Annotated in this window: 26 protein-coding genes; 15 read left to right on the top strand and 11 right to left on the bottom strand. The window is 60.2% G+C overall.

The window, feature by feature from the left end:
- Window positions 1–87 precede the first annotated feature (87 nt).
- Entirely contained in the window at window positions 88–294 is a 207-nt protein-coding gene (locus tag AC1DNW_RS01340; protein WP_113295997.1) for a hypothetical protein, read from the top strand.
- Between the two features lie 15 nt (window positions 295–309).
- Here AC1DNW_RS01340 and AC1DNW_RS01335 read toward each other — a convergent pair whose 3' ends face one another.
- The 3 genes from AC1DNW_RS01335 to AC1DNW_RS01325 form a co-directional block, all read right to left on the bottom strand.
- Window positions 310–1,380, bottom strand: a complete 1,071-nt coding sequence (locus AC1DNW_RS01335; protein ID WP_477851771.1) for a nickel/cobalt transporter — start codon at window positions 1,378–1,380, stop codon at window positions 310–312.
- Window positions 1,374–2,015 carry a DUF1007 family protein gene (locus tag AC1DNW_RS01330; RefSeq protein ID WP_113295999.1) on the bottom strand — a complete coding sequence of 214 codons (642 nt, stop codon included), beginning with the start codon at window positions 2,013–2,015 and terminating at the stop codon, window positions 1,374–1,376. Before AC1DNW_RS01330 ends, AC1DNW_RS01335 begins: the two co-directional genes overlap by 7 nt.
- Window positions 2,016–2,113: 98 nt before the next feature.
- Window positions 2,114–3,007, bottom strand: a complete 894-nt coding sequence (locus tag AC1DNW_RS01325; protein ID WP_113296000.1) for a LysR family transcriptional regulator — start codon at window positions 3,005–3,007, stop codon at window positions 2,114–2,116.
- A 530-nt stretch (window positions 3,008–3,537) separates the two neighbouring features.
- Between AC1DNW_RS01325 and odc2 the strand changes: the two genes are divergently transcribed.
- Together odc2 and AC1DNW_RS01315 are read left to right on the top strand one after the other, a co-directional pair.
- Window positions 3,538–4,671, top strand: coding sequence for an ornithine/lysine decarboxylase (gene odc2 / locus AC1DNW_RS01320; RefSeq protein WP_113296001.1), 1,134 nt, complete (start codon window positions 3,538–3,540; stop codon window positions 4,669–4,671).
- A 95-nt stretch (window positions 4,672–4,766) separates the two neighbouring features.
- On the top strand, window positions 4,767–5,357 hold the full coding sequence (locus tag AC1DNW_RS01315) for a GNAT family N-acetyltransferase (RefSeq protein WP_477851770.1): 591 nt from the start codon (window positions 4,767–4,769) through the stop codon (window positions 5,355–5,357).
- A gap of 63 nt (window positions 5,358–5,420) precedes the next feature.
- Here the strand turns inward: AC1DNW_RS01315 and AC1DNW_RS01310 are convergent, their stop codons facing one another.
- The gene (locus tag AC1DNW_RS01310) at window positions 5,421–6,386 is read right to left on the bottom strand and encodes an NAD-dependent epimerase/dehydratase family protein (protein ID WP_477851768.1); all 966 of its coding nucleotides are present in this window, start codon (window positions 6,384–6,386) and stop codon (window positions 5,421–5,423) included.
- 163 nt (window positions 6,387–6,549) lie between these two features.
- Between AC1DNW_RS01310 and AC1DNW_RS01305 the strand changes: the two genes are divergently transcribed.
- A complete protein-coding gene (locus AC1DNW_RS01305; RefSeq protein ID WP_113310354.1) occupies window positions 6,550–7,557 on the top strand; it encodes a serine hydrolase domain-containing protein in 1,008 nt (335 codons plus the stop codon).
- Window positions 7,558–7,657: 100 nt separating this feature from the next.
- Window positions 7,658–8,815 (top strand): GGDEF domain-containing protein, encoded by a 1,158-nt coding sequence (locus tag AC1DNW_RS01300; protein WP_113310353.1) that lies wholly within the window; start codon window positions 7,658–7,660, stop codon window positions 8,813–8,815.
- A gap of 15 nt (window positions 8,816–8,830) precedes the next feature.
- Here the strand turns inward: AC1DNW_RS01300 and cysE are convergent, their stop codons facing one another.
- From cysE to AC1DNW_RS01280, 4 genes are all read right to left on the bottom strand, one after another.
- Window positions 8,831–9,649 (bottom strand): serine O-acetyltransferase, encoded by an 819-nt coding sequence (gene cysE / locus AC1DNW_RS01295; protein WP_477851766.1) that lies wholly within the window; start codon window positions 9,647–9,649, stop codon window positions 8,831–8,833.
- Between the two features lie 10 nt (window positions 9,650–9,659).
- Window positions 9,660–10,649, bottom strand: a complete 990-nt coding sequence (locus AC1DNW_RS01290) for a WD40 repeat domain-containing protein (protein ID WP_113296006.1) — start codon at window positions 10,647–10,649, stop codon at window positions 9,660–9,662.
- The gene (locus AC1DNW_RS01285; RefSeq protein ID WP_113296007.1) at window positions 10,649–11,728 is read right to left on the bottom strand and encodes a CobW family GTP-binding protein; all 1,080 of its coding nucleotides are present in this window, start codon (window positions 11,726–11,728) and stop codon (window positions 10,649–10,651) included. The genes AC1DNW_RS01290 and AC1DNW_RS01285 overlap by 1 nt, the downstream gene beginning before the upstream one ends.
- 143 nt (window positions 11,729–11,871) lie before the next feature.
- Complete coding sequence (locus AC1DNW_RS01280; protein ID WP_113296008.1) at window positions 11,872–12,663, bottom strand: creatininase family protein; 792 nt, start codon at window positions 12,661–12,663, stop codon at window positions 11,872–11,874.
- An 83-nt stretch (window positions 12,664–12,746) separates the two neighbouring features.
- Here AC1DNW_RS01280 and AC1DNW_RS01275 point away from each other — a divergent pair, with 83 nt between their 5' ends.
- The 4 genes from AC1DNW_RS01275 (at window position 12,747) to AC1DNW_RS01260 (ending at window position 16,673) form a co-directional block, all read left to right on the top strand.
- Window positions 12,747–13,256 carry a MarR family transcriptional regulator gene (locus tag AC1DNW_RS01275; protein ID WP_113310352.1) on the top strand — a complete coding sequence of 170 codons (510 nt, stop codon included), beginning with the start codon at window positions 12,747–12,749 and terminating at the stop codon, window positions 13,254–13,256.
- A 117-nt stretch (window positions 13,257–13,373) separates the two neighbouring features.
- Window positions 13,374–14,396 (top strand): LacI family DNA-binding transcriptional regulator, encoded by a 1,023-nt coding sequence (locus AC1DNW_RS01270; RefSeq protein ID WP_007817439.1) that lies wholly within the window; start codon window positions 13,374–13,376, stop codon window positions 14,394–14,396.
- A gap of 24 nt (window positions 14,397–14,420) precedes the next feature.
- Window positions 14,421–15,377: a 2-hydroxyacid dehydrogenase gene (locus AC1DNW_RS01265; RefSeq protein WP_113310351.1), complete on the top strand. Its 957-nt coding sequence runs from the start codon at window positions 14,421–14,423 to the stop codon at window positions 15,375–15,377.
- A 264-nt stretch (window positions 15,378–15,641) separates the two neighbouring features.
- Window positions 15,642–16,673: an aldo/keto reductase gene (locus tag AC1DNW_RS01260; RefSeq protein WP_113310350.1), complete on the top strand. Its 1,032-nt coding sequence runs from the start codon at window positions 15,642–15,644 to the stop codon at window positions 16,671–16,673.
- Between the two features lie 73 nt (window positions 16,674–16,746).
- Here the strand turns inward: AC1DNW_RS01260 and AC1DNW_RS01255 are convergent, their stop codons facing one another.
- Window positions 16,747–17,508 carry a gamma-glutamyl-gamma-aminobutyrate hydrolase family protein gene (locus AC1DNW_RS01255; RefSeq protein ID WP_113310349.1) on the bottom strand — a complete coding sequence of 254 codons (762 nt, stop codon included), beginning with the start codon at window positions 17,506–17,508 and terminating at the stop codon, window positions 16,747–16,749.
- A gap of 290 nt (window positions 17,509–17,798) precedes the next feature.
- Between AC1DNW_RS01255 and AC1DNW_RS01250 the strand changes: the two genes are divergently transcribed.
- On the top strand, window positions 17,799–18,905 hold the full coding sequence (locus AC1DNW_RS01250; RefSeq protein WP_113310348.1) for a TRAP transporter substrate-binding protein: 1,107 nt from the start codon (window positions 17,799–17,801) through the stop codon (window positions 18,903–18,905).
- 84 nt (window positions 18,906–18,989) lie between these two features.
- Here AC1DNW_RS01250 and AC1DNW_RS01245 read toward each other — a convergent pair whose 3' ends face one another.
- A complete protein-coding gene (locus tag AC1DNW_RS01245) occupies window positions 18,990–20,480 on the bottom strand; it encodes a TRAP transporter large permease (RefSeq protein ID WP_113310347.1) in 1,491 nt (496 codons plus the stop codon).
- A 21-nt stretch (window positions 20,481–20,501) separates the two neighbouring features.
- Window positions 20,502–21,041: a TRAP transporter small permease subunit gene (locus AC1DNW_RS01240; RefSeq protein ID WP_113296015.1), complete on the bottom strand. Its 540-nt coding sequence runs from the start codon at window positions 21,039–21,041 to the stop codon at window positions 20,502–20,504.
- A 316-nt stretch (window positions 21,042–21,357) separates the two neighbouring features.
- Here AC1DNW_RS01240 and AC1DNW_RS01235 point away from each other — a divergent pair, with 316 nt between their 5' ends.
- The 5 genes from AC1DNW_RS01235 (at window position 21,358) to AC1DNW_RS01215 (ending at window position 26,701) form a co-directional block, all read left to right on the top strand.
- Window positions 21,358–23,661 carry an EAL domain-containing protein gene (locus AC1DNW_RS01235; protein WP_113296016.1) on the top strand — a complete coding sequence of 768 codons (2,304 nt, stop codon included), beginning with the start codon at window positions 21,358–21,360 and terminating at the stop codon, window positions 23,659–23,661.
- A 145-nt stretch (window positions 23,662–23,806) separates the two neighbouring features.
- Window positions 23,807–24,559: an N-acyl amino acid synthase FeeM domain-containing protein gene (locus AC1DNW_RS01230; protein ID WP_113296017.1), complete on the top strand. Its 753-nt coding sequence runs from the start codon at window positions 23,807–23,809 to the stop codon at window positions 24,557–24,559.
- A gap of 264 nt (window positions 24,560–24,823) precedes the next feature.
- Window positions 24,824–25,048, top strand: a complete 225-nt coding sequence (locus tag AC1DNW_RS01225) for an aa3-type cytochrome c oxidase subunit IV (RefSeq protein ID WP_113296018.1) — start codon at window positions 24,824–24,826, stop codon at window positions 25,046–25,048.
- A 106-nt stretch (window positions 25,049–25,154) separates the two neighbouring features.
- The gene (locus tag AC1DNW_RS01220; RefSeq protein ID WP_113310346.1) at window positions 25,155–26,303 is read left to right on the top strand and encodes a Re/Si-specific NAD(P)(+) transhydrogenase subunit alpha; all 1,149 of its coding nucleotides are present in this window, start codon (window positions 25,155–25,157) and stop codon (window positions 26,301–26,303) included.
- Window positions 26,303–26,701 carry a proton-translocating transhydrogenase family protein gene (locus tag AC1DNW_RS01215; protein WP_113296020.1) on the top strand — a complete coding sequence of 133 codons (399 nt, stop codon included), beginning with the start codon at window positions 26,303–26,305 and terminating at the stop codon, window positions 26,699–26,701. The genes AC1DNW_RS01220 and AC1DNW_RS01215 overlap by 1 nt, the downstream gene beginning before the upstream one ends.

The raw sequence follows: 26,701 nt of genomic DNA, 5'->3' as shown, positions 1-26,701 counted from the left end.
TCCCTCGGAGCTCAGTGACACTGCGGCCAGTTGCCTTTAGAGGGCGGCTGGCCTATCCACTCCCGGACAAGAGGAGTGACCCTATCCATGAGCCCGGAAAGCCGTTCGCAGGCGATTGCCGCTGCTATCATTCTGGTTTGTGCCGGGCTGGTGATCTATTTCCTGCCGACCATCGTGCTGTGGATCGGCGCTTTCTCGCCGACATTGGCGGTCATCGTCGGCGTCTGCCTGCTGATGTGCTTCTTCGGGATATTCTGGCTGCGGGCGCGCTATCAGCGCAGCAGGAAGCCATAAGCCATAAGCGGAAGCCTATCCCTGCAGGGAGGCTCCGAGCAGCAACACACCCATCAGGATCACGAGAACAGCGCCTGATATCTCGATCGTATTGCCGATCCAGACGGAGGCGGACGAGCCGCGGCCAGAGAGGCGCACCGCCGTGCTCTTGGCCGTGACGGCGAGGGTGGCGAGGATCGCGACCGTAATCGCGGTGCCGAGCGACATGGCAACGACGGAGAGTATACCGCCGAGATAAAGCCCGTTCAGCAGCGAGAAGGTCATGACCAGCAATGCGCCGGAGCAGGGGCGTAAGCCCACGGCGATAACCGCCGACCAGGCTTCGCGCATGCTGAACTTGTCACCGCTGACAAGCGATGGATCGGGCAGGTGCGAATTGCCGCAGGTCTCGCAGACCATGCCGGGCACGTAGCTATGGCCGGGTTCTACGGCCTGGGCCTTGCCGTTGAAGCTGAAATTCGCGCTCTGGCGCTCCGAGGCATTGTCCTTCCAATCCAGCATCATGCTGACCGGGCCGGCCGGTGTCGCCATCAGCTCACGGCGCGGCAGGCTGCCAGCCATAGAGCGCAGCTTGCGGAAAAGCAGCCAGCCACCAAAAAGGATGACCATCACGAAGCTGGCGATTTCCATCGCATGCGTTGCCATGGTCAGCGTGACGCCGGTGCCGCGCAGCACCAGCCATGCTCCGCCGACCAGGATGACCGCCATGACGCCCTGCACGAAGGCAGAGATGAAGGAAATGACGACGCCGCGTCGGAGTTCGATCTCGTTGGCGATCATATAGGAGGAGATGACGGCCTTGCCGTGGCCGGGGCCGGCGGCATGGAAGACGCCATAGGCGAATGAAAGGCCGATCAGCGAGGAAAGCTGCCAGGGGTCCTGACGCATGTCCTTCAATGCACCGGTCAGGGCGCGATAGAAGGCCTGCTGTTCGTAATTCACGTAGAGAAAAAGAGGCGCCAGCGGCCCGCCCGTCGGCTGGAAGCTCGGCTCCGCCGTTCCGATGCCGAGCGGCGATTGCGCATGAGCGGCGGCGACCATGACAGTAAGCGCGAGCAGGGCGAGGGGCAGGCGTTTCGTCAGCATGTGATTTCCAGCCGGGTGGCAAACAGTTTTGACATATTGGTGCCGGTCGGATCGTTGAAGAAAGCGTCGGTCAGCGACTGCTTGTTTTCCGAGATCACTTCGTCTGCGTCGGGGCGCACGACCGCGTGCTTGCAGGCCTTGAAGCCATCGCCGACCATGGCAAGTTCGTTGTCGGTTGGGAAATCGATCGATGTGTAGAGCGTCGGATCATAGACGCCGAAGGTCAGCTTGCCTTTCAGCGGCATCTTTTCCACCGGCTTGACGGCAAAGAACATCAGGAGCTGGCCGTCCTTATAATCGACATGGATGATGTCGGGCTTCTGGACGGTGATGTTCTTCCCGTTGATCGTCATGTTCATGTAGTAGTCGTAGTCGGCAAGCGAATCCCGGACGGTTTTGCCGACTTCGGCAAGTTCGTTCGGTTCCAGCTTCAGATCGGTGTTCTTGTCGAAGTCCATGACGACCGAGGAAGAGAAGACCTCGTCGAAGCGCCAGACATTGCGCAGTTCCTGAATGCTGCCGTCAGGTGCGGCGACAACTTCCAGCCGCGCCTCCACGAAAATATGCGGATGGGCGAAGGCGGTGGCGGGGGCAAGCGAAAGAAGCCCGGCCGTCAGAAGTGTCGATCTTTTCATGCTTACCCGCTGCCCTGTTCGGTTGGGGTGATTTCTCACCAGAAAATGGGACGGAATTGGGACCGCCCCTACGACGCTTGGGCGCGCATCCCGCTCGCTCAGGGATGTTTCTTGAACCAGTTGTGGAGGTAGTCCACGAAGATCCTGACCTTTGCCGGCAGATAGCGCCGGTGCGGATAGACAGCGTAGATGCCACGATCGGTCGGAATATAGTCGTTGAACAGCGTCACCAGCCTGCCGTCCTCTATCGGCTTGCGGGCGATGAAGTCGGGAATGAGCGCAATGCCGATCCCTGACAGCGCGGCGCGCAGGGTCGCGTGCGGGCTGTTGACTTCCATCGGGCCGGAAACGGCGACCGCAAAGGAGGTGCTGTCGGGATTGTAGAAGCGGATGCTTGCCTGGCTGCGGGAATTGGTGTCGACGATGAAGGGGACGTTGGAAATATCGGTCGGGTGCTCGATATTGGGGTAGCGTTCAAGGAATTCCGGCGTGGCGCAGATATGGACGCGGAAATCGGAGATCTTGCGGGCGATCATGCCGGAATCTTCGAGTTTGGTCACGCGGACCGCGACGTCGAAGCCTTCCTCGATCAGGTCGACGAAGCGGTCGTCGGCAGCGATCTCCAGCTGCAGGTTTGGATTTTCCTTGGCGAAATCGATCAGCGACTGACCGACATCGGCATCGACGAAGGTGCGTGGCACCGAGACCTTCAAGCGGCCCTTCAGCTGCGCATTGTTCTCGCGCACAAGGTCGGCAAGGTTGTCGATCTCCTTGAGGATATCGGACGCGGTGCGATAATAGGTGTGGCCGGCCTCGGTCATGGAGAACTGCCGGGTGGTACGGTTGAGCAGCAGCGCGCCGAGTTCGTCCTCCAGTTCGCGCACATATTTGGATAGCAGTGCCTTGGAGCGGCCGGTGCGCCGCGCAGCGGCGGAAAAGCCTTCTGCTTCCACCACATCGATGAAGGCGCGTATGCGGGTCAAGGTGTCCATGGGCGGTCCTCCAAATCTGTTGAAGGAGGTTGAACAAATTGTCCTTCATCGTTCAATTATTTTTTTGGGCCGGAGCGCAAAATTTCTCTTGATTGTGAAGGCAAATATTCTTATTTCCCACTCAGCCCAAAGTCGCACGTGCCCATGGGTGTCCGCCGAACCCTCGAATTGGTGAGGAAATCGGTAAGGTACCTGGAATTAACCCCTCCAGTCGCTATTCCGGCCAACCGGAAAATGCGAGGACGCCTGAAGCAACGACGGTGCGGGCCTTTTTGTTCTCTCCCTGCTTTCCATCAGCGGGGGTTACTGAAGAGGCACACCTTCATTGCCGGAAGTGCGGCAGGGATATTCCCTCCAATCCATGGCAGACAAAGCCGAACCCATACCGCATTCGCGGCGTTGGTTCACTATTCGCGCATCAAGCGCCGTCAAGGATCCGGGGTCTCCACCGGCTGGTTCCTGAGCGGTTCTTGTATGCCCTTTGTCCTCCGGTTCATGCCGGAGCTCTGGAATTGGAAGAGGGAATCGATATGACCACCCAGCGCATCCGCGACTTTCTCGCAACCCGACGTCCCGACGGTCCCTGCCTCGTGGTTGACCTCGACGTCATCAGCGACAATTTTCATGCCTTCCGTCACGCCATGCCGGACAGCGCCATCTACTATGCCGTCAAGGCTAACCCGGCCCCGGAAGTGCTGAAGCTGCTCGCAGGCCTCGGCTCCAACTTCGATTGCGCGTCCGTCGCAGAAATCGAAATGGCGCTTGAGGCCGGTGCGACCGCAGCTCGCATTTCCTACGGCAACACGATCAAGAAAGAACGCGACGTTGCCCGTGCGCATGCGCTCGGCGTCAGCCTCTTCGCAGTCGACAGCCACGAGGAAGTTGAGAAGATTTCCCGTGCAGCTCCGGGCGCCCGCGTATTCTGCCGCGTCCTGACCGATGGCGAAGGTGCTGAATGGCCGCTATCGCGCAAGTTCGGCTGCGTTCCGCAGATGGCCGTCGACGTTCTCGTCTACGCTCATCAGCTCGGCCTGCAGTCTTACGGCGTGTCGTTCCATGTCGGCTCGCAGATGACCAAGGTCGATGCATGGGATTCGGCGCTTGCCGATGCCAAGCGCGTCTTCGTCCAGCTTGCCAAGCAGGGCATCCACCTGCAGATGGTCAATATGGGCGGCGGCTTCCCGACCAAGTATCTGCGCGACGTTCCGTCCGCGGAAGCTTACGGCAAGTCGATCTACCAGGCGCTGCGCACGCATTTCGGCAACCAGATCCCGCAGACGATCATCGAGCCGGGTCGCGGCATGGTCGGCAATGCAGGCGTCATCAAGGCTGAAGTCGTTCTGATTTCCAAGAAGTCTGATAATGACGACGCCCGCTGGGTCTTCCTCGACATCGGCAAGTTCGGCGGTCTCGCCGAAACCATGGACGAGGCCATCCGCTACCCGATCCGCACCGAGCGCGACGGCGACGAGATGGAGCCCTGCGTGATCGCCGGCCCGACCTGCGATTCGGCCGACGTGCTGTACGAGAAGAACCTTTATCCGCTGCCGATCACCCTGACGATTGGCGACGAGGTCCTGATCGAAGGCACAGGGGCCTACACGACGACCTACTCGGCGGTCGCTTTCAACGGTTTCGACCCGCTGAAGGCCTACGTCATCTAAGGTCCGACTTCGCCAGCCCCGTAACCAGCCGGGGCGGCATCTTCACAATTCCTCTTCATCGCCGCTGATAACGGTATTGGGTACGGGAGGCCAAGATGGCCGCTGTTCTTGATTCTGTCCGCGCATTCTTTGCGCCTGTTACTTTCACCATCGACGCGGAAAATCCGTCCGACGTCGTCGCTCGCGAGAGCTTGCTCGATCGCGTCATGGGTCCGGACCGTCGCAAGAAGTCGTCGGAAATGATCCGCCGTAACCGCGTTCCGGCCGAAGGCCTGGCGCTGGTCGCGCGTGACCGTGACGGTCGTGTCATAGGCACGGTGCGCCTGTGGAACGTCGAAGCCGGTATCAACCACGAGGGCACGCCGCTCGACGCCCTGCTGCTCGGCCCGCTTGCCGTCGACGGCAGGCATGGCGGCAAGGGCATCGGCTCGGCGCTGATGCGTGCGGCGATCCTCGAAGCAAAAAACCGCGGCCACGGCGCGATCCTGCTCGTCGGCGATGCGGACTATTACGAGCGTTTCGGCTTTTTCGCCGAGAAGGCTCGTCACCTTGTCATGCCCGGTCCCTTCGAACGCTCGCGCTTTCTGGCGCTGGAGCTCGTTGAGGGCTGGCTTGGCGGCGCTGCCGGCATGATCGTTCCTTCGGGACGCATGCTGGCTGGCGCGCCGGTCCGGAAGGCGGCCTGACCGGCAAAGCCCCTCCCAATCTCCGGGAGGGGCTTTTTTTGTTTAAGTGCTATCACTGGTGGCTTAGGGAGCCTTAGCCTCGACGCGGCCATTGTCTATCAGCCAGCGGACGGCTTCCTGCACGGCTTGCAGCGAGCTGTGCCACGGGGTGAAGCCGAGCAGCCGGCGGGCTTTTTCCATCGAACAGTTGGGGCTGCGGGCGAGATGTTCCCAGGTGGCTCTCGCCTCTTCCGGGTTCTGTTTTTCCGCCCAGGCTTCATAGGGGAGGAATTCCAGTTTTGGTTCCTTGCCGAACCACGCGGCCATCGCCTCCGCATACCCCCGTAGCGTGAGCGCTTTTTCCGACACTGCGTGGAAAGCCTCGCCGATCGCCGCCTGCGGCTTTGCGATGGCGGCCATGAAGAGCTCGGCAATGTCGTCGGCATGGACGTGGTGCACGGTTTCCATGCCGAAATTCGGTAGAGCCAGCGTCTCGCCGCGCGCCAGCGTCGTGAAGACATTGGGATTGAAGTGGCCTGCCGGGTTTAATGGGTTCCAGCCGGGGCCGACGATATGGCCGGGATGAATGAGGGTCGCAGGAAAGTTTCTCTCTCGCGCCATCCGTAGCAGATAGGCTTCGATGGCTGCTTTCTTCACGCCGTAGTCGCCGAAGGGCTTCTTCGGTGCCTCTTCGGGTGTCGGCACGACGGTGGAGAAACCGTGCGTCCAGATCGTGCCTGTATGAAGAAAATGGCCGACATGGCCTTCGAGGGCGGTCACGAGCTGTTCGTTACTGTCAGGCGTGAAGCAGATCATGTCGATGACGATCTCGCCACCCAACGCGCGAATCTCATGGCCGAACCGGCCTTCCGCCTCAAGCGCTGCCCGATCCATATGCCTGATGTCGACGCGGCTCCATGCTTCGTGTGCCTTGTAGGGCGCGGCTGCGCCGCGGCTGATCGCCACCACCTCATGGCCGGCCTCGACAAGGCGGGGTACGAGATAGGTGCCGACATGTCCTGTTGCTCCGATGACGATCACTCGGGCCATGCAGTCTCCTCCAAATGCGCATATGGGCTGATCATGTGCAGTATGTCGTGCCGCTTTGCGGGACTGCAAGTGGCCTGTGCGCGGATCATAAAGTTTCACGTCCGCGTGAATCACTGATCTCCGCTGCTGATTTCGGCATGCAGTTGCGCTAGCTCATTGCTCCATGATCAAGCGCCTTGTTCTCTGTCTTCTGCTGCTCGCCCCTGTCTCCGCTGTCGCCCAGCAGCAGGGGAGCACCGTCTCAACTCTCCTGGACAGTGTCGGAAGTCGAGACGAGATGAAGCCGCTGAAAACGGTCGTCGTCGCCCGTGATGGGCGTGTGGTGGCAGAGCGCGGCTATCGCGGTCATACCCCGTTGGAATCGACCAACATCAAATCCGCTTCGAAATCGATCATGTCGGCGCTGGTCGGCATCGCTATCGGCAAGGGCTTGCTGGAAGGGCCGGATCAGAAGATCGCGCCGATCCTGAAGGCAGATCTGCCCGCTTTTCCGGATTCGCGCCTCAACGACATCACGATCGGCAATCTGCTCTCCATGCAGGCGGGATTGGATCGTATGTCGGGGGCGAATTACGGGCGCTGGGTCTCCTCACGCAACTGGGTGCGTTTTGCGCTCTCACAGCCTTTCGTCGATCAGCCCGGCGGGGAGATGCTCTATTCCACCGCCTCTACACATCTTCTTTCCGCCATTCTCACCAAGGTCGGCGGCAAGTCGACGCTGGCGTTGGCGCGCGAATGGCTCGGTCCCGTCGAGGGCTTTCGGATCGGTGCGTGGGAGCGCGATCCGCAAGGCATCTACCTCGGTGGCAACCAGATGGCGATGAGCGCCCGATCGCTGCTTGCCTTCGGCGAGCTTTATCGCAATGGCGGGCGCGCGGGCGACGGCAAACAGGTGGTTCCGGCGGACTGGGTGGCGCAGTCCTGGCAGCACCGCACCAATTCGCGTTTCTCCGGTGACGAATATGGCTATGGCTGGTTCACCCGACAGATCGGCGGAGAGCAGGTGCATTTCGCATGGGGCTATGGCGGACAGATGCTCTACATCGTTCCGTCGCTCGATCTCACGGTCGTCATGACCTCGCAGGAGAGCGGCCCTTCGGCCCGCGACGGCTACCGAGATTCGCTGCACGGCCTGCTGGCTGACATCATCGGGACAGTACGGTCCACCTGACGCACAAAACCAGATGTCGCTAAATTTTTAGCGAAGCATCCAATCAAACTGCAAATCGCTTCCTGTAGGGTCCGCCGCGTGGGACTTCAGGATAGGCTCGATGCTGCTGGATCTGCGGACAATCTATTTCATCGTAGCGGTGAGCTGCATCGTTTTGAGCGCGCTCCAGTTCGCTGCCTATGCGACGGGCCGCTTCGAGCGCTGGCCGCTCTGGTGGGGTGCCAGCAACCTGCTGGTCGGTATCGGTTCCTTCCTCGTCGCGCTACGCAATCTCGTTCCCTATTATATCTCGATCGATGCGGGCAATGTGCTGACCATCGTCGGCTATATGCTGATGTTTTTTGCCGTCCGCGCCTTTGCGGGGCGTCCGATCGACCGGCGCTATTCCTGGCTCGTGATAATCTGCGGCAGCATGCCCGTGGCCCTTTTCATCAGCGATCCCGCAGCGATATCTGAGCGTCTCCTTTATGTCTCGGTGATCTGCTGCCTCTGCGATATCACCATCGCCAGGGAAGCAGCGGGCATTCTCCGCCGTGAGAAACTTTATTCGGCGGCTCTTCTTCTGGGGCTTTACGTCGTCACCGCAGCGATCTTCGCGGTTCGCAGCCTTCTTGCTGCAACCGGAGACATCGGCGGGCCGGATCCCTTTGGCGGCAGCATCATCCATAGCTGGATGGCGGTGTCGGCAGTGGCTTTCATCATGCTTCGCAGCATGGCGATGGTGCTGATGGCGGCGGAGAGGAGCCGGAACCAGCTCATCGAGCTTGCGCATCACGATGCGCTGACCGGGACGCTCAACCGCAGCGGCCTTGCCCAGTATGTGCCGTTGCTTGCCGGCCAGCCGGTATCGCTTCTCATCATCGATATCGACAATTTCAAGCAGTTGAACGACCAGCACGGTCATGCCGCCGGCGACGAGGTCCTGCGACTTTTCTCCAAAGTGTCGAAGGGTATCATGCGTCCCTGCGACCTGCTTGCCCGGCAAGGCGGGGATGAATTCCTGGCGGTGCTCCGCAATGTCGATCGGGAAGAAGCAGTAGAGATCGCAAACCGCATTCGCCTTTCGTTTGTGGCAGCCGTCATGCAGATGCCGGATCTGGCGACCTTCCCGACGCTCAGCATCGGCGTTTCCACACGCACGGAAGAGGGCGGGGATTTCGAGCGGCTCGTGCAGAAGGCAGATGAGGCGCTCTACCGTTCGAAGCGCGAAGGCCGCAACCGGGTCGAAGTGTCAGGGGAAAAGCAGCACGCGGCTTGAGCGGGTGGCCTAAGTCTAGATATTTTGATCCATCGTTTCGGCCGGGATTTCATCATTGCGATGAATACGCACAACAGCCGCCGGAACACCGGCAACCGTGCAATGAGCAGGAACTGCTTTCAGCACAACACTGCCGGCTGCGATCTTGCTGAAAGCGCCGATCTCGATATTGCCGAGGATCTTCGCACCGGCGCCGATCATCACGCCGTGGCGGATCTTCGGGTGGCGATCACCTGTCTCCTTGCCCGTGCCGCCAAGCGTGACGTTCTGCAGAATAGAGACTTCATCTTCGATGACGGCCGTCTCGCCGATAACGATGCCCGACCCATGATCGAGCATGATCGAGGAACCGATCCGTGCCGCTGGATGGATATCCGGGCCGAAGACCAGCGAGGCGAGATTGGAAAGCCAGCTTGCAATCTCTACGCGGCCAGCCATCCACAGGGCATGGGCAATACGGTGTGTCTGAAGGGCATGGAAGCCCTTCAGGTTCAACAATGCGTGCAGATAGGTGGTGCAGGCGGGATCGCGTTCGCGCACGGCCAGAAGATCGGCTTCGATGGCGGCGCCGATATCGGGGTGGTCCTGCAATGTGCCGTAGAACAGCTGGAACAGGTCTTCGGCATCGACCTTCGCGACCGAGAGGCGCGCCGAGATCACATGTGCGATGATATGGGTATCATTTTCTGCGCGGATGATCTGTGTCGAAAGCAGTTTACGAAGAGTCGGCTCGCGATCCGCCAGATCGATAGCTTCGGCACGGATGGTGGGCCACGGAGAACCCATGCTACCGCCCGTTCGCTCTTCTGGTGCTGCTATCCTTGTCATCGGCATCCGTTTTTCCTCAGGCCGCAATATCTACTACACCGCAATCGCCGGTCTCGGAAGCAAAAGCGAGCAGCTTGCCGTCCCTGCTCCAGCTCATACCGGTGATCGCCCCCTTGCCGGGGCGACGCAGCAGCGCTTCCTTGTTGTCGGCGAGGCGAACGGCAAGGATCATGCCATCAATGAATCCAATGGCGAGGATATCCTCAACCGGGTGGAATTTCACCGCGGTTGCCATGATGTTGGCACGGGTGCCTAGCTCCAGCGGCGCCTTGCCCATCGGACCGTCCTTGCCCTGGAAGGGCCAGACGATGGCGGCCGGCGCGCCCGAAGAGGCAAGCCACTTGCCCTTGGCGGACCAGGAGAGCGACTTCACCTTGGCAGGATAGCCGGTCATGCGCATGTGACGGGCCTCAGTGCCCGACTTGACGTCGAGTTTCCAGCCGTGCAGCGCATTTTCCTGCATCGATGTGACGAGGAAGTTGCCATCAGGCGAAAAGGTGACGCCGGTATGAGCGCCCTTCCATTCGAGATCGACAGGCTTGGCGCTCGTGCCGACCCAATGCAGCGATACGCCGTTATAACGGGCGGCAGCAATACGCAGGCCCTTGGGCGCGAAGGCGATGCCTTCGACCGTGCGCTCTTCGGGAAATTCCTTAGACGTGCCATCGGCGAGGCGCACGAGCGTGCTCTTGCCGTGGGAATAGGCGATTGCGCCCTGCGGACCGGCGGCGACTTGCGAAATCCATTTGCGCGGTGCTGAGGCAATTTCGCTGACGCTGCCGTCAGCAGTAATGCGCAGCACCTTGCCATCCTCGCCGCCCGAAATCAGGCTTTCACTGTAGGGATCGCGGATCGCCGTCAGCATGCCCTGATGGGCTTCGATGACCTTGTCGCCGCCATCGAGCCGGTGAAAGGTACCGTCGGCATTCGCGAAGAAAGGGACATCACCTAAAAATTCGACGGCCAGAACGTGGCCGTCGAGATCAAGCGGTGCAACTGTTGGCATCAGGCGGTCGCCTCACACGCCTTGAAGGATTCTTCGAGCTTGGCGCGGTCGAGGTCGCGGCCGATGAAGACGAGACGGCTCTCATGCTTTTCGCCGTCCTTCCAGGGGCGCTGATGGTCGCCTTCGATGATCATATGTACGCCCTGGACGACATAACGCTCGGCGTCACCCTTGAAGGCGATGATGCCCTTGAGGCGCAGAATGCTCGGGCCTTGCGTCTGGGTGATCTTCTGGATCCAGGGGAAAAAGCGTTCGGGGTTCATCTCGCCGCCCCGCAACGAAACGGACTGCACCGTCACGTCATGGATTGCCGACATCTCACCATGATGATGGTGGTGATGGTCATGATCATGATGGTCATGACCATGGTGATCATGATCGCAATCCGGACCGCAAACATGATCGTCATGGCCGTGCTCGAGGAAATGCGGATCGTTTTCCAGCGCGCGCTCAAGGTTGAAGGCGCCCTGGTCCAGAACGCGAGCGAGATCAACGCCGGAACGGCTCGTCTTATAGACGCGAGCAGCCGGGTTGATGGCGTTCACGATGTCTTCGATCTGGGCCAGTTCTTCCGGCGTGACGAGATCGGTCTTGTTGATGATGACGACGTCGGCGAACGCGATCTGGTCTTCTGCCTCACGGCTGTCCTTCAGGCGCAGCGGCAGGTGCTTGGCGTCAACTAGGGCGATGACGGCATCGAGCTCGGTCTTGGCGCGGACGTCGTCATCCATGAAGAAGGTCTGGGCAACCGGAACCGGATCGGCAAGGCCGGTGGTTTCGACGATGATGCCATCAAAGCGGCCGGGGCGGCGCATCAGGCCTTCGACGACGCGGATGAGGTCGCCGCGGACAGTGCAGCACACACAGCCATTGTTCATTTCGTAGATTTCTTCATCGGACTCGACGATGAGGTCGTTATCGATGCCGATCTCGCCGAATTCGTTGACGATGACAGCATATTTCTTGCCGTGATTTTCGGAAAGGATGCGGTTGAGCAGGGTCGTCTTGCCGGCACCGAGATAACCGGTGAGCACGGTGACGGGGATGGGCTTCTGCTGTGTCTGGATCGCGTCGGTCATGAGAACCTCGAAAGTAGGATATTGACCCCGACGGCAAAGTCCGGAGCCAGAATGGGTCGGTTTCATATAGGCGCTTGGAAGCGGCAGTTCAAAGGGTTTTGTATGTTATAAGATCACATTGCTTTCTGTGCAAAGCCGCGTCTTCATCGCAGCGTTTCTGCGTTGAAAGCATCGACATCCAGCAGCAGTTCCACCAATCCGCTGACGGCATGGGCGATCAGGGCCTCACCCTTTTCCGCAGTCGCCTTTTTCGCATTGCCTGCGACGCCCTGCGGGTTGAGATCGGACATCTTCCAGCCGAAGGCATGCGGACCATAAGCGCGCAGGTGCTTGAAGCGCCGAGCGAACTCTGTCTGGTTGGAAGGAAAATCTGCGGCTTTCTCCATATCCACCCTGTCCGGATAGAGCGCCAGCATGACGGATGTTTCGATATCTCCGCCGTGAATGTCTACAGCCTTTTCATCAGGCAAGATCACACCCTCCGGCAGGCCGAAGCGGGTCCAGCTCGTGGCGACAGCCAGCATGTTGAAGCGCACACGCGCCTCCGTGGCGACGATGGTCATCAGTGGCGAGTTGCCGCCATGGGCGTTCAGCATCACGAACTTGCGGATACCGAGCTTCGAGAGGTTTTCCGCTATGTCGAGCCAGCGCTTCACGGCTGTCTCGAAAGAGAGCGTCTTCGTTCCTTCAACATCCATGTGCTCTAAGGAGTAGCCGACCGATTCGATGGGGAGTACGGTGACGGGCAAACCGGCCGGAAGGGCGGTTTTGAGCCTGTTGATAATGCCCTGCGCGATCAATGTGTCGGTTTCGAAGGGCAGATGGGGACCGTGCTGTTCATGTGCGCCGAGCGGCAGCAGCGCAATCCACTGATGCCGCGCCTCTGGGGCAAGTGCGGGATCATTGTCCTCGAAACGGAACGACGGAACCAACATCGGCCTTGCCTCTTGTTTATGACGAGATGATGGGCAATGTCATAACGCAGCCTGGGCAGTGCTTAAAGATCAAAGGGATGGCAATGGGCAAGAAGCATAAGGACGGCAAGAAGCACAAGAAAAAGAAGGACCAGACCGAGTATACGCTTGTCGATCTTTCCCCGGCTTTGACGCAGGCTGCGCGCTCCATGCGCACGGTCCTTTCGCGCAACCTGCTCGAAAGCGGGCTCTATGCCGGCCAGGACGGCGTCATCATTTCCCTTACCGAAAGCGACGGCATGACAGCCGGCGGGCTTGCCCAGAAGCTCGGTGTCAAGGCGCCCACCATGACCCGTACGATCGGCCGCATGGAGGCGCAGGGCTTCCTCGAGCGCAAGCCCGATGCCGAGGATGCCCGCCTCACCAAGGTCTATCTCACCGATCTCGGCCGCGGAAGCGTTCAGGGGATCGAACTTGCCGCCTCCTCCTGCGACAAGCTCGCGACGCTGGATTTCTCCGAGAAGGAGATCCGCAATCTCGTACGCCTGCTCAAGGCAATCGACGCCAATCTGCAGGCAGAGGCAATGCATGCGGATGAAGATGAGGAAGACTGAAAATTTCCTCAAAGGCGAATTGCCTGTGCCGCTTAAATCTTTTAATTAAACTTTTTAAGGCTGTCGCTGCACTGCGGCAGCTTTAACCGGCTTTACGCGTTGCCTGGAGGAGGAGACGTGGTTCAGAAGATCAAGCTTTCGACGATTGCAGAAACGCTCGGCATATCAACGGCGACCGTTTCCCTTGCCTTACGCGACAGTCCGCTCGTTGCGGGCAATACCCGCGAAAAGATCAAGGAACAGGCCCGCGCGCTCGGTTACATCTACAATCGCCGTGCCGCCAGCCTGCGCACATCGCGTTCCGGCATTATCGGCGTTGTCGTGCATGACATCATGAACCCGTTCTACGGGGAAATCCTGAAGGCGATCGAAAGCGAACTCGACCGCAGTCGCCACACCTTCATTCTCTCGAACCATTACGATTCCGTCGAGAAGCAGCGTACCTTCATCGAAACCCTGCTGCAGCTCGGCGGTGACGGGGTCATCATGTCCCCGGCGATCGGCACACCGCCGGAGGATATCCAGCTCGCGGAAGAAAACGGCATGCCGGCCATTCTCGTCGCGCGCTCCATGGACAGCCAGGATGTACCGACCTATCGCGGTGACGACAGCTATGGCATTTCGCTTGCTACCAACCACCTGATCGGCCTTGGTCACCGGACGATTGCGATGATCGGCGGCACCGATCAGACCTCAACCGGGCGCGACCGCTATCAGGGCTACGTCAATGCGCTGCGCAAGGCCGGCATCGAGGTCGATCCGAACCTGCGCATTCCCGGCCCACGCTCGAAACAGGGCGGTTTCGAGGCGGCGGTGCATTTCCTTTCCCTGCCGCAAAAGCCGAGTGCTGCCGTCTGCTGGAACGATCTGGTCGCGATCGGCCTCATGAACGGCATTGCCCGCGCCGGGCTCGTGCCCGGCAGCGATATCTCGGTGACCGGTTATGACGATCTGGAGGAGGCTTCGATCGCCACGCCGGCACTGACCACCGTCTGGAACGGCCAGACGGAAGTTGGACGTCTTGCCGCCCGCGCCCTACTTGATCGACTTGCCGGCAGTCATGAGCCTGATGGCATTCATCTCATCAAGCCGGAAATGCGTATCCGCCAGTCCACCAGCCCTTATCGGCCGCGTTCCTGACCGCCGAAGCCAAGAGGAAAAGCTATGTCCCGCATTGCCGTTCTCGTTCCCGGGAAGATGCATGATCGCGTTCTCGCCCAGCTGAAGGATCGTTTCGAGGTGGTGGCCGTCGAGCGCGACGAGACGCTGAAGCTCGATGCCGAGACGGCGAAACGCATTCGCGGCGTAGCGCTCAGCGGCGCTTTCCCAGCCGCCTGGTTCGAGCAGTTGCCGAATTTGGAGATCGTCGCCAGTTTCGGCGTCGGCTACGACGGCATCGATGCAAAGCTTGCGGGCTCGAAGGGCATCATCGTCACCAATACGCCTGACGTGCTGAACGACGAGGTGGCCGACACAGCCATTGCGCTTCTGCTCAACGCTATTCGCGAGCTGCCGAAGGCGGAGAACTGGCTCAGGGATGGTAACTGGAAGCCGGGCGCTTCCTATCCGCTGACGCGCTTTTCGCTGAAAGGCCGGCATGTCGGCCTCTACGGTCTCGGCCGCATCGGCCTTGAAATTGCCAAGCGGCTGGAGCCCTTCAAGGTGAAAATCAGCTACCATACCCGCTCGCGCCACATCGATGCGCCTTATGATTATCACCCGACGCTGAAGGGGCTTGCCGAGGCCGTCGATACGCTGATTGCGATCGTGCCGAAAACGCCGCAGACGCACCGGACGATCAACGCGGAGGTTCTTTCCGCGCTTGGCCCCGATGGCATCGTCGTCAATGTCGGCCGCGGCTGGACGATGGATGAGGATGCGCTGATTGCTGCGCTCGATGCAGGCACCATTGGTGGTGCCGGCCTCGATGTCTTCTATGATGAGCCGAATGTGCCGGCCGGTCTGCTTTCTGCGCCGAATACGGTGCTGGTGCCGCATGTCGGCTCGGCCTCGATACCGACACGTAATGCGATGGCGGATCTGGTGGCGGAAAACCTCATCTCGTGGTTCGAGCAGGGCAAGCCGGTGACGCCGGTGGCGGAAACGCCGGTCAAGCAATAGGCCGTTCCCCGCTCCTTCCGTGAAGGCGGAGGGAGTGTTTTGCTTGTTCCTATTTTGCCCTTGGACTTTTTCCCGTTTCCCTACTTGGTCGGCCGGGAAGGATTGGCTATGATTGGCTCCGGCCGCGTTCATTCCCAGCGGCCGTGATTTTCATCGGCGGCATTTCGCCGTCTCAAGCTTACACATAGCGATTTGATCGGGGAGCGTCTGCTCCGCCCGGCGATTTCTCGTGCGGGCAGCCGGCGCCTCTGGAAGGAGGCAGAAATGGATTATCGCAAGCTCGGTCCCAGCGGGGCCGTCGTCACCGCATATTGCCTGGGCACAATGACCTTCGGGAAGGAGTCCGATGAGGCGGCCTCCTTCAAGATGCTCGACGACTATTTTGCCTGGGGCGGCAATTTCATCGATACGGCTGACGTCTACAGCGCCGGCGCATCGGAGGAGATCATCGGCCGCTGGCTCAAGGCACGCCCGGCAGAAGCAAAGCAGGCCGTAATCGCCACCAAGGGCCGCTTCCCGATGGGCGATGGGCCGAACGATATCGGCCTTTCCCGCCGTCATCTCAATCAGGCTTTGAACGACTCGCTCAGCCGCCTCGGTGTCGAGCATATCGATCTCTACCAGATGCATGCATGGGATGCGCTGACGCCGATCGAGGAGACGCTTCGGTTCCTCGATGATGCCGTTCGCTCGGGCAAGATCGGCTATTACGGCTTCTCGAATTATGTCGGCTGGCACATTGCCAAGGCTTCCGAAATCGCCAAGGCCCAGGGCTATACGCGGCCGGTAACGCTGCAGCCGCAATATAACCTGCTGATGCGCGACATCGAACTCGAGATCGTCGATGCCTGCCAGGATGCCGGCATGGGCCTTCTGCCCTGGTCTCCACTCGGCGGCGGCTGGCTGACCGGCAAGTACAAGCGCGACGAGACGCCGACGGGTGCAACGCGCCTCGGCGAAAATCCCAATCGCGGCGGCGAGGCCTATGCTGCCCGCAACGCGCAGGAACGAACCTGGGGTATCATCAGCATAGTGGAAGAGATCGCCAAGGCACGCGGCGTCAGCATGGCGCAGGTGGCGCTTTCCTGGGTGGCGGCGCGTCCGGCTGTAACCTCGGTCATTCTCGGTGCCCGCACGTCCGAACAACTCGCCGACAATCTCGCTGCTGCGCAATTCGTGCTTTCGGCAGACGAGACGGCAAAGCTCAACGAGGTCAGTGCGCCGATGCCGGGGCAATATCCCTATGGCGTGAACGGCAGCAATCAGCGTCACCGCAAGATCGAAGGCGGCCGCTGAGCTATTTCGCTAAAGATGAAGAAGGCCGTCGGAGCGAACCGGCGGCCTTCAGTTTTCAGGTTATTGCCTGTGGCTAAAGCGATGGCAGCCTGTTGGCGGCGTAATCTCTGACGGCATCGCCGAAAGCGCTAAAGAGCTTGTTCGAGGGCTTGTCGGTCTCGGCCCAGTATTCCGGGTGCCACTGCACGCCGACCGCGAAGGCCTTGGCATCGATGACTGAGACGGCCTCGATTGTGCCGTCCTCTGCCGCGGCCTCCACCTGCAGACGCGGTGCGGTCTTGGCGATCGCCTGCCGATGCAGGGAGTTCACGCGGATCTCGCCGGCGCCGATAATGCCGGCAATGCACGAGCCTTCCTTGATGAAGACGCTTTGACGGATCGCATACATGCCGTCGCGATCGGTGATATCGGGTTTGCGGTGGTCCCAGATGCCGGGCTGTTCCTGGATCTCACTGGCGAGCGACCCGCCGAGCGCGACGTTCAATTCCTGAATGCCGCGGCAGATGGCGAGAAGCGGGATGGCGCGGTCGATTGCGCGGCGGATCAGCGGCAGGCTCGTAGCGTCGCGGGCGGGGTCGAAGGGGCCATCCGCCTCCTTGGCTTCGATGCCGTAGAGCGAGGGGTGTACATTGCTGGCCGAGCCGGAAACCAGCACGCCGTCGACGCGATCCAGAATCGCATCCGTGTCATAGCCTTCCTCGAAAGCGGGAATGATGAAGGCCATCACGCCGGCGGCGTTCAGCGCCGCACGCAGATACTGATGCTGCACGGCATGCCAGGTTGCGCCGTCGAGGGTGCGGATATCGGCAGGAATGGCCACGATCGGTTTCGTCATCTTCGCCTCGGAAAAACAATATCGGACGTTTCTGCGGCCAGACTGGCCGGTAAGTCAACGCTTGGATGCGGGCGGCGGCCAAATTGCGGCGGTTCCTGCAGTGCGCCCGGTATGAGACGCGCTAAGCTGCTGATTCCGATGGATGTGTGGGCCGTGTCACAGAAGGGTCGTGATCCCAAAGACTAATAGACTATAGCTTGAAACGCTTCTTCCGCCATGCTTAGCTTTGCCATTACTGCGGGTAGGGGTGAGGATTGACCGCGCAGTGCCATCTATACGGGAGGTTTTTGATGGATCGTCGTTCGTTTATGAAAAAGGCGGGAACAGCCGGCGCCGGTGCCGTTGCCGCAAGTGCTCTGGCAGCGCCTGCAATTGCGCAGGAGAACCCGAAGATTTCCTGGCGTATGACCTCGTCGTTTCCGAAGAGCCTGGACACGATCTATGGCGGCGCCGACGATATCGCCAAGCATGTTTCTGCTGCCACTGACGGTAATTTCACGATACAGCCTTTCGCAGCCGGTGAAATCGTCCCCGGCCTGCAGGCCGTTGATGCTGTAGCGGCGGGTACGGTCGAGGCAGCCCATACCACCTCCTATTATTTCGTGGGCAAGGACCCGACCTACGCCATCGGAACGGCCATTCCGTTCGGACTGAACAGCCGCCTGACCAATGCCTGGTTTTACCAGGGCAACGGCAATACCCTGATGAACGAATTCTATGCCACACAGGGCATGTATGCCCTGCCGGCCGGCAATACTGGTGCGCAGATGGGCGGCTGGTTCCGCAAGGAAATCAACACGCTCGACGATCTCAAGGGTGTCAAGATGCGCATTGCCGGCCTCGCTGGCCGCGTCATGGAGAAGGTCGGCGTCATCCCACAGCAGATCGCCGGCGGCGACATCTACCCGGCGCTGGAAAAGGGAACGATCGACGCGGCAGAATTCGTCGGCCCCTATGACGACCTGAAGCTCGGCTTCCACAAGGTGGCGAAGTACTACTATTATCCGGGCTGGTGGGAAGGTGGCCCGACGGTGCATGCCTTCTTCAATCTCGATAAATGGAGCAGCCTGCCGAAGCACTATCAGGCAGCGCTCAACGACGCCTGCGCTTTCGCCAACACCAATATGCTGGCAAAATACGACACGAAGAACCCGAGCGCGTTGAAGCAGCTCGTTGCGGAAGGCGCAACGCTGCGGCCGTTCAGCCAGGAGATCATGGAAGCCTGCTTCCAGGCCGCGACCGGTATCTACAGCGAAATCTCAGGCACGAACCAGTATTTCAAGAAGATCTACGAGGACCAGACCGCCTTCAAGCGCGACGCCTATCTCTGGATGCAGCTTTCGGAATACACATTCGATACGTTCATGATGATCCAACAGCGCGCGGGTAAGATCTAGGAGCCCCCGCCGCTGACATTGGTGGTTTACACGAACGCGATACCAGAACCCCGGATTTCGATCCGGGGTTTTGCTTTTTGCTGGCTATTTGGCGGGCGCCGGCGGCGCTCCCGGCAGGCCATTCAGCGGCGGCAGGGTCAGGCCCGGGATCTGCGGCGAGCCATTGTTGCCGCCGAGCGGGGGCAGACCGAGCTGACCGCCGAAGCCCGGGACTTCAATCTTGATCGAGTTCGGGTCGACCTTCGGGCCATGGTCCAGCCAGTAGGTCACCGATTGTGGCCAGAAGATCACGATAGCCACCAGGATCAGCTGCATCCCGACCCAGGGAAGCGCACCCATGTAGATATCCGAGGTCTTGACCTCGCGGCCGGCGATCGAGCGCAGGTAGAAGAGCGCGAAGCCGAAGGGCGGGTGCATGAAGCTCGTCTGCATGTTGACGCAGATCAGCAAGCCGAACCAGATCAGGTCGATGCCGAGATTGGAGGCGACGGGGGCGAGCATCGGGATGACGATAAAGGCGATCTCGAAGAAATCGAGGAAGAAGGCGAGCACGAAGATGAAGATGTTGACGAAGATCAGGAAACCGACCGGGCCGCCGGGAATGCCCGATAGCATGTGCTCGATCCAGCGCGAGCCGTCCATGCCCTGGAAGACCAGGCTGAAACAGGTGGAGCCGATAAGGATCATCACAACCATGGAGGTGATGTGCGTGGTCGATGCCATCGCCTCGCGGACCAGCGGCCAGGTGAGGCGCCGGTTCATGGCCGCGAGCACCATGGCGCCGACGACGCCGAGCGCGCCGGCTTCCGTCGGCGTCGCAAGACCCATGAAAATCGTGCCGAGCACGAGGAAGATCAGCACGATCGAGGGCACCATGCCCATCAGCACCTTCACGAGCAGCGCCCAATTGAAGTCGCCGCGCACTTCCTTTGGCAGCGGCGGCATCGATTTTGGCCGGACGATCGATAGCACCAGGATGAAGAGGACAAAGATCGCCACCTGCAGGATCGACGGGCCGATCGCGCCGCGATACATGTCACCGACCGATTTGCCGAGCTGGTCGGCGAGAACGACGAGTACCAGCGAGGGCGGGATCACCTGGGTGATCGTGCCGGAGGCGGCGATGACGCCGGTAGCAAGGCGTGGATTGTAGCCGTAGCGCAGCATGATCGGCAGCGAAATCACACCCATGGTGATGACCGAGGCAGCCACTGTGCCGGTGATCGCGCCAAGCACGGCGCCGACGAGGATGACCGCATAGGCGAGGCCGCCCGGAATGCCACCGAAGAGTTTGCCGGTGCCTTCGAGCAGATCCTCGGCCAGCCCGCAACGCTCCAGTATCGCACCCATGAAGGTGAAGAAGGGAATGGCGAGCAGGAGGTCGTTGGAGACGATGCCGAAGAAGCGCAGCGGCAGCGCCTGCAGGAGGGCTTCGTCGAAATGGCCGGTGATGATGCCGATGATGCCGAAAAACAGGCCGACGGCGGCCAGCGAAAAGGCGACCGGAAAGCCGTAGAGCATGAAGATGACCATGCCCAGGAACATGGCCGGCGGAATGATGCCGAAATCAAACAAATCCGTTCCTCCAGGCGCGCGTTACTGCAGCGGCTTTTCGTATTTCGTGTCGATGCTGATATGGCCGGTAACGGCTGCGACCCGCTTAATCAGCTCGGAAACGCCCTGAAGGGAGAGCAGCGCGAAACCGGCGACCAGGACCAGCTTGACGGGCCAGCGGATCAGCCCGCCGGCGTTGCCCGATATTTCCCCCTGCCGGTAGGAAAGCGCGAAGAAGGGCCAGGAGACCCAGGTGAGGAAGATGCAGACGGGAATGAGGAAGAGGATGAGGCCAACGATGTCGATCCAGATCTTCGCCCTGTCGGAAACCGAGCCATAGATCAGGTCGACGCGGACATGCTCGTTGTTGCGCAGCGCATGCGAGGCGCCGAGCAGCACGACGAAGGCGAAGAGATACCACTGGATCTCGAGCCAGCCGTTCGAACTGTAGTTGAAGGCGTAGCGCACGATGGCGTTTCCGGCGCTGATCAGACAGCAGAACAGCACCATATATTCGGAAAGTTTTCCCATGAACTCGCTGATCGAGTCGATCAGCCGACTGGCGGCCAGGAATACCGACATTCGCCTCCCCTTATTGTCTCGCCGTTTTCGGCAGTTCTCCCCTGCAACCGGTGTAGACCAGGGTTTTTGAAATTGGAAGGATAAACGGGCCGCCTTGGAATATAGTCTTATACGGCTAAAGACTGCGATCCCGTGGAAAATAAAGGCAACTCAGAGGCGGATATTTTTTCAAAAACCTCGCGAGAAAGCTGTATTATCCCGTATTGAGTGTACCCTTCATCCTATAGTTTTAGAAAAATTGACCAAATGTTTGAACCGTTTGAAATCAATTTTTAAAGGGTTCCGTTTACATTTCCCGCGCACAGGGAAAGTATGGATGAAGCCACATAACCCGAACAGGGTCCCTAAGGATGTGTATCTGTCGTTTGTGAGTTCCCTGTCCGGGAACCGCATGACGCTTATCGTTGGCGTGATTGTGCATGTTGCGACATGCCTTGCCGTGGCTGCCAAGACGCAGCACTCCATCTACATCCTGCTGTCGGTCGCCTTCCTTCTGGTCTTCAGCGCTCGCATGGTTATCTTCCGGCAGTTCGATCGTGTCGACAAGCAGAGCCTGTCGCACGCCGGAATCGAGCGTTGGGAGCGGATTCTCGTTGGCAGCGGAGCCTGCACCACCGCGCTCCTCGGCATCGCCAGTGGCTACGCCATCTTCGTCGTGCATGATTCCTTTGCGGAGCTTGCCTGCATTTCCGTCACCATGGCGACCATGGTTTCCGTCGTCGGCCGCAACTACGGCTCGCGCTTCGCAGTCGACCTCCAGACGCTCTTCTGCTGCCTGCCGATGATCGTCTGCAGCCTACTAGCGCTGGATTTCTATCGTGGCTTGCTTTCGATCTTCCTCATTCCTTTCTGGCTGACGACCCGGGCCATGGCGAATGGCGTGCGCGAGTTTCTCTATGAGAACGTGATTGCGCGCCGTGAAATCACCATCATTGCCGACCGTTTCGATACGGCGCTAAACAACATGCCGCACGGCCTCGTCATGGTCGATGCCGAAAACCGGATCCAGGTGGTCAATCGCAAGGCCTGCGAGCTTCTGAAGATCGGTGCGCCGGACCGGCTGAAGGACCGCGATCTCGGCACCGTGCTGCGCTACGGCGCGCGCTACAGCTTCATGGATGCCTCGCAGCCGGAGCTCATCCTGCGCCAGCTCACCCAGGTCGCCGAGGGCAGCCTGTCGCGCACGCTCATTCATTTTCCCGAGAGCCTGTCACTGGAATTCTCTGCCAGCCGCAGGGCCGATGGCGGCGCCGTGTTGATCTTCGAGGACGTGTCGAGCCGGGTGAAGGCGGAGCAGAAGATCCTGCATATGGTGCGCTTCGACGCGCTGACCGGCCTGCCCAACCGGGAATATTTCGGCCAGCTGGTGCAGGAGTATTTTGCCAAATATCCGAAGAAGAACGGGCCGCTCGGCTTCATGGTGCTCGATATCGACGAGTTCAAACATGTCAACGACATGCGCGGTCATGTCACCGGCGACCATCTGCTCTGCGCCATCACCGCCCGCATCAAGCAGGCCTCCGGAAATGCCATTCTCGGTCGGCTCATGGGAGATCAGTTCATCTTGTTCTTCCCGCGTGCGAAGGAGCAGGCCTCGCTCGACCGCGAAATCCGCCGCGTTCACGCCGCGATCCAGGGCCACTACGAGGTCGACGAAATAACCTTTCTCGTTTCGCTCAGCGCCGGCTACGCGATCCTCGAAAGCGATTCGTTCGCCATGGACGAATGGAGCGTCAAGGCGGACCTTGCCCTGTTCGAAAGCAAGTCGCGTTTCAAGGGTGGCATCTCAGGCTTTGAGCGGGAAATGGACGGCCGCTATATCGAGCAGCAGAAGCTGAAGGCGGATCTCCGCGACGCGGTCTCGGCGCAGGCGCTGCATCTCGTCTTCCAGCCGATGTTCCGGGCCGACGGCTCGCGGATCGAATGTGCCGAAGCCTTGGCGCGCTGGGTGCATCCGGAGAGGGGCTCGATCCCACCCGACGTCTTCATCCGGCTCGCCGAGGATATGGGCATCATCTCCGACATCACTCGTTTCGTGCTGTTCAAGGCCTGCAGCGAATGCATGACCTGGCCGGAACATATCGCCGTTTCGGTCAACCTTTCGGCACGGGATCTGCGCGATGCTGACATCCTTTCAGTCGTCGCCGATGCGCTTGCCCGTTCCGGCCTCGCCGCGGCGCGGCTGCATCTCGAGGTTACCGAGAGCTGCCTGATCGACGAACCGGCGGCGGTGCGCGCCATCCTGGCGGAACTCAGGTCCCGCGGCATCACCATCGCCATCGACGATTTCGGCACCGGCTTCTCCAGCCTCAGTTATCTCGACACGCTGCCGCTCGATATCGTCAAGATCGACCGCTCCTTCGTGCGCAACATCGCCGAGGACGCGCGCCGCCTCAAGCTCTTGCGCGGCACGGTCAATCTCGCCCGCGAACTGGGTTTGAAGATCGTGATCGAAGGTGTGGAGACCGAGGAGCAACTGGCGCTGCTCAACAAGCACCGCAGCGCCGATCTCGTGCAGGGCTATGTTTTCTCGCAGCCGGTGCCTTCCCAGAACATCACGCTGCTGCAAGAGGGTATCGGCCGCCGCACCGTCCAGCGCCGTCGCACCAAGGTCGCCTGAGCCGTCTGCAAGCGACTTGTTATCCAGCCGAAAATCTTGCGCGCCGTTAACCTTAATAATTTAAATTTAACGCAAATTCTCAGATTTTCTTGCCTATAAATCGGCGGCGTATGATTAATGATCCGTTAACGAGCGGATCGAAAAAATGTCAGATACACTTTTTACGCGTGGCGATTTCAGCAGTAAAATCCTGGAAATTCTGGATCATGTCGAATATCGCCGTGTCGAAAGCAGCGAAGACATGGAGGAGGTGGAGCGGCTGCGCTACAAGGCCTACAAGGCCCACGGCGCGCTGTCGCTTGCCCCGGAAGGCCTATTGGACGATGTCGATTTCGACAGCCATGCCTATATTTTCGGTCTGTACTATTATGGTGAACTGGTCAGTACGATCCGAATTCACTATGTGACGCCGGAGCATCGTATCAGCCGGTCCGGCGAGGCTTTTCCCGAGGCGATGGATGAGCTTTTGGACGCCGGGCTGACCTTGATCGACCCGGCGCGTTTTGCGGCCGATCCGGAGATCACCGCCAACATGCCATGGGTTCCCTATCTGACGCTGAGACCCGCCATCGTTGCGGCAGCGTATTTCCGGGCTGACCGCGTTATTCAGTCCGTCCGGCCCCCGCATGCCGCCTTCTACAAGCGGGTCTTCTATGCCGATACCATTGTGCCCGGTCGACTGGCGCAGAGTTACGGGGTTGACGTGACGCTGATGGCGACGAATGTGATCGAGGTCGGGCGCAAGCTGTTGACGCGTTACCCCTTCTTTATCTCCGGCGCCAGCGAGCAGCGCATGATGTTTTCGCGCAATCCGAACGACACGCTGCCGCCGCTCACCATCATTCCGACGGCGCGTTTTGTGCCGCCAGGCGAACTTGGCACCGATTTGCCGCTGTGATTTCCCTTTCTCCGCGATAGAGAGACGACGCCCGCTGGGGCAGATGGGGGTGGCGACAGTCGAAACCGCATCTGTCGCGGGACCTCCTTTCATCCGGCGGCTGACGTCGTCTTTTCGTCCGGATGAGGTCACTGCGAGGCACTCCTGCGGCATTCTCATGCATTGCGCTTTCGCCCGTCATTGTGTAATCCCTGCGGGTGGGGATTTGCCTCGCTGAGGCGAGGGAATCAGGCAGCGTTAAGGCATTTCAGGGAGACGATATTCATGGCCGAACATCATACCGGACCGGTCGAGACCGGCGCGCCGATGGACTACAAGGAACATGAGAAGACCTACAACATGTTCATTGCCGGCACGAAATACGGCACGATGATTCTGATCGCCCTGATGCTTGCCATGACTGCCGGTTTCTTCGGCGGCGCCGGTTTCCTCGGCGGCATCCTCGTCTTCCTCATCATTCTCGTCGCCGGCATCTTTCTGCTCCGCTAAGCGCGGCCTGCAGGAAGACAAGGTCTTCCTAACTTTGTGATGTAGATGCTTGGCCCGTGCAGGCAAGCGGCCTGCCACGGCCCAGCTGACCCGGAGGAGGGGGCGGTTGGCCAATATCGTTTTCGTAGCAAAGGAAATCACGGATGGGGAGACGCGCGTTGCCGCGTCTGTCGAAGCCGTGAAAAAGATGAAGTCGTTCGGCTTCGATGTCATCGTCGAAGCGGGCGCCGGAATGCTTTCTCGTATTCCGGACAGTGAATTCGAGGCCGTGGGTGCCTCAATCGGCACTTTCGCAGATGCAGCGTCCGCCGACGTGATCCTGAAGGTCCGCCGCCCGAGCGAACGCGAGATTCCCGGCTATAAGACCGGTTCCGTCGTCATCGCCATCATGGATCCCTACGGCAATGACGAGGCGATCGCCGCGATGGCAAGTGCCGGGCTTTCGGCTTTCGCCATGGAGCTGATGCCGCGCATCACCCGTGCGCAGTCGATGGATGTGCTTTCATCGCAGGCCAATCTCGCAGGCTACCAGGCCGTCATCGAGGCGGCGGCGGTCTATGACCGGGCCATGCCGATGATGATGACGGCAGCCGGCACCGTGCTGGCCGCCAAGGTCTTCGTCATGGGGGCGGGCGTCGCCGGTCTGCAGGCGATCGCGACGGCGCGGCGCCTCGGTGCTGCGGTCTCGGCAACCGACGTTCGCCCGGCCGCCAAGGAGCAGGTCGCCTCGCTCGGCGCCAAGTTCATCGCCGTCGAGGACGAGGAGTTCAAGGCGGCGGAAACGGCAGGCGGTTATGCCAAGGAAATGTCGGCCGACTATCAGGCGAAGCAGGCCGCACTCGTGGCCGAACACATCGCCAAGCAGGATATCGTCATTACGACTGCACTCATTCCCGGCCGTCCAGCGCCGCGGCTTGTCTCGCGCGCCATGCTGGCCTCGATGAAGCCTGGTGCGGTCGCTGTCGATCTCGCAGTCGAGCGTGGCGGCAATATTGAGGGTGTGGCTGCAGGACAGGTCGCCGATGTTGAAGGCGTGAAGGTGATCGGCTTCTCGAACATGGCGGGCCGCGTGGCGGCCAGCGCCTCAGCGCTTTACGCCAAGAACCTTGTCACCTTCCTCGAGACGATGGTGAACAAGGAAACGAAATCGGTCGTGCTCAACCTCGAGGACGAGCTCATCAAGGCGACGATGCTGACCTATGCGGGGGATGTCGTGCATCCGGCATTCGGCGGCGCCAAGAAGGGGGATAACTGATGGCCAGTGAAGCAATGGACAAGGCGCTGCAACAGCTGAACGACGCCGTGACCGCCGTCGCCACCGCAGCTGCCCACGCTCCGGAAGCGGCAAGTGCGGCAACCGGCGGCGCGATCGATCCCTTCGTCTTCCAGCTGGCGATCTTCGTCTTGTCGATCTTCGTCGGCTATTACGTCGTCTGGTCGGTGACGCCGGCGCTGCACACGCCGCTGATGGCGGTGACCAACGCGATCTCCTCGGTCATCGTCGTCGGTGCACTGCTCGCCGTCGGCATTTCGACCAGCGGGCTTGCGACCGGCTTCGGTTTCGTGGCGCTGGTGCTCGTCTCGGTCAATATCTTCGGCGGCTTCCTCGTCACGCAGCGCATGCTGGCGATGTACCGCAAGAAGGACAAGTGA

The sequence above is a fragment of the Rhizobium sp. 05L429 genome (genome assembly GCF_056397645.1).
The sequence above is the reverse complement of the archived record's forward strand: the minus strand, read 5'-3'. Positions and strand labels throughout refer to the sequence as shown.

Excerpts from the sequence above, each read along its gene's own strand:
- AC1DNW_RS01340 (WP_113295997.1), top strand. The coding sequence starts at position 88 with ATGAGCCCGGAAAGCCGTTCGCAGGCGATTGCCGCTGCTATCATTCTG.
- AC1DNW_RS01335 (WP_477851771.1), bottom strand. The coding sequence starts at position 1,380 with ATGCTGACGAAACGCCTGCCCCTCGCCCTGCTCGCGCTTACTGTCATG.
- AC1DNW_RS01330 (WP_113295999.1), bottom strand. The coding sequence starts at position 2,015 with ATGAAAAGATCGACACTTCTGACGGCCGGGCTTCTTTCGCTTGCCCCC.
- AC1DNW_RS01325 (WP_113296000.1), bottom strand. The coding sequence starts at position 3,007 with ATGGACACCTTGACCCGCATACGCGCCTTCATCGATGTGGTGGAAGCA.
- odc2 (WP_113296001.1), top strand. The coding sequence starts at position 3,538 with ATGACCACCCAGCGCATCCGCGACTTTCTCGCAACCCGACGTCCCGAC.
- AC1DNW_RS01315 (WP_477851770.1), top strand. The coding sequence starts at position 4,767 with ATGGCCGCTGTTCTTGATTCTGTCCGCGCATTCTTTGCGCCTGTTACT.
- AC1DNW_RS01310 (WP_477851768.1), bottom strand. The coding sequence starts at position 6,386 with ATGGCCCGAGTGATCGTCATCGGAGCAACAGGACATGTCGGCACCTAT.
- AC1DNW_RS01305 (WP_113310354.1), top strand. The coding sequence starts at position 6,550 with ATGATCAAGCGCCTTGTTCTCTGTCTTCTGCTGCTCGCCCCTGTCTCC.
- AC1DNW_RS01300 (WP_113310353.1), top strand. The coding sequence starts at position 7,658 with ATGCTGCTGGATCTGCGGACAATCTATTTCATCGTAGCGGTGAGCTGC.
- cysE (WP_477851766.1), bottom strand. The coding sequence starts at position 9,649 with ATGCCGATGACAAGGATAGCAGCACCAGAAGAGCGAACGGGCGGTAGC.
- AC1DNW_RS01290 (WP_113296006.1), bottom strand. The coding sequence starts at position 10,649 with ATGCCAACAGTTGCACCGCTTGATCTCGACGGCCACGTTCTGGCCGTC.
- AC1DNW_RS01285 (WP_113296007.1), bottom strand. The coding sequence starts at position 11,728 with ATGACCGACGCGATCCAGACACAGCAGAAGCCCATCCCCGTCACCGTG.
- AC1DNW_RS01280 (WP_113296008.1), bottom strand. The coding sequence starts at position 12,663 with ATGTTGGTTCCGTCGTTCCGTTTCGAGGACAATGATCCCGCACTTGCC.
- AC1DNW_RS01275 (WP_113310352.1), top strand. The coding sequence starts at position 12,747 with ATGGGCAAGAAGCATAAGGACGGCAAGAAGCACAAGAAAAAGAAGGAC.
- AC1DNW_RS01265 (WP_113310351.1), top strand. The coding sequence starts at position 14,421 with ATGTCCCGCATTGCCGTTCTCGTTCCCGGGAAGATGCATGATCGCGTT.
- AC1DNW_RS01260 (WP_113310350.1), top strand. The coding sequence starts at position 15,642 with ATGGATTATCGCAAGCTCGGTCCCAGCGGGGCCGTCGTCACCGCATAT.
- AC1DNW_RS01255 (WP_113310349.1), bottom strand. The coding sequence starts at position 17,508 with ATGACGAAACCGATCGTGGCCATTCCTGCCGATATCCGCACCCTCGAC.
- AC1DNW_RS01250 (WP_113310348.1), top strand. The coding sequence starts at position 17,799 with ATGGATCGTCGTTCGTTTATGAAAAAGGCGGGAACAGCCGGCGCCGGT.
- AC1DNW_RS01240 (WP_113296015.1), bottom strand. The coding sequence starts at position 21,041 with ATGTCGGTATTCCTGGCCGCCAGTCGGCTGATCGACTCGATCAGCGAG.
- AC1DNW_RS01235 (WP_113296016.1), top strand. The coding sequence starts at position 21,358 with ATGAAGCCACATAACCCGAACAGGGTCCCTAAGGATGTGTATCTGTCG.
- AC1DNW_RS01230 (WP_113296017.1), top strand. The coding sequence starts at position 23,807 with ATGTCAGATACACTTTTTACGCGTGGCGATTTCAGCAGTAAAATCCTG.
- AC1DNW_RS01225 (WP_113296018.1), top strand. The coding sequence starts at position 24,824 with ATGGCCGAACATCATACCGGACCGGTCGAGACCGGCGCGCCGATGGAC.
- AC1DNW_RS01215 (WP_113296020.1), top strand. The coding sequence starts at position 26,303 with ATGGCCAGTGAAGCAATGGACAAGGCGCTGCAACAGCTGAACGACGCC.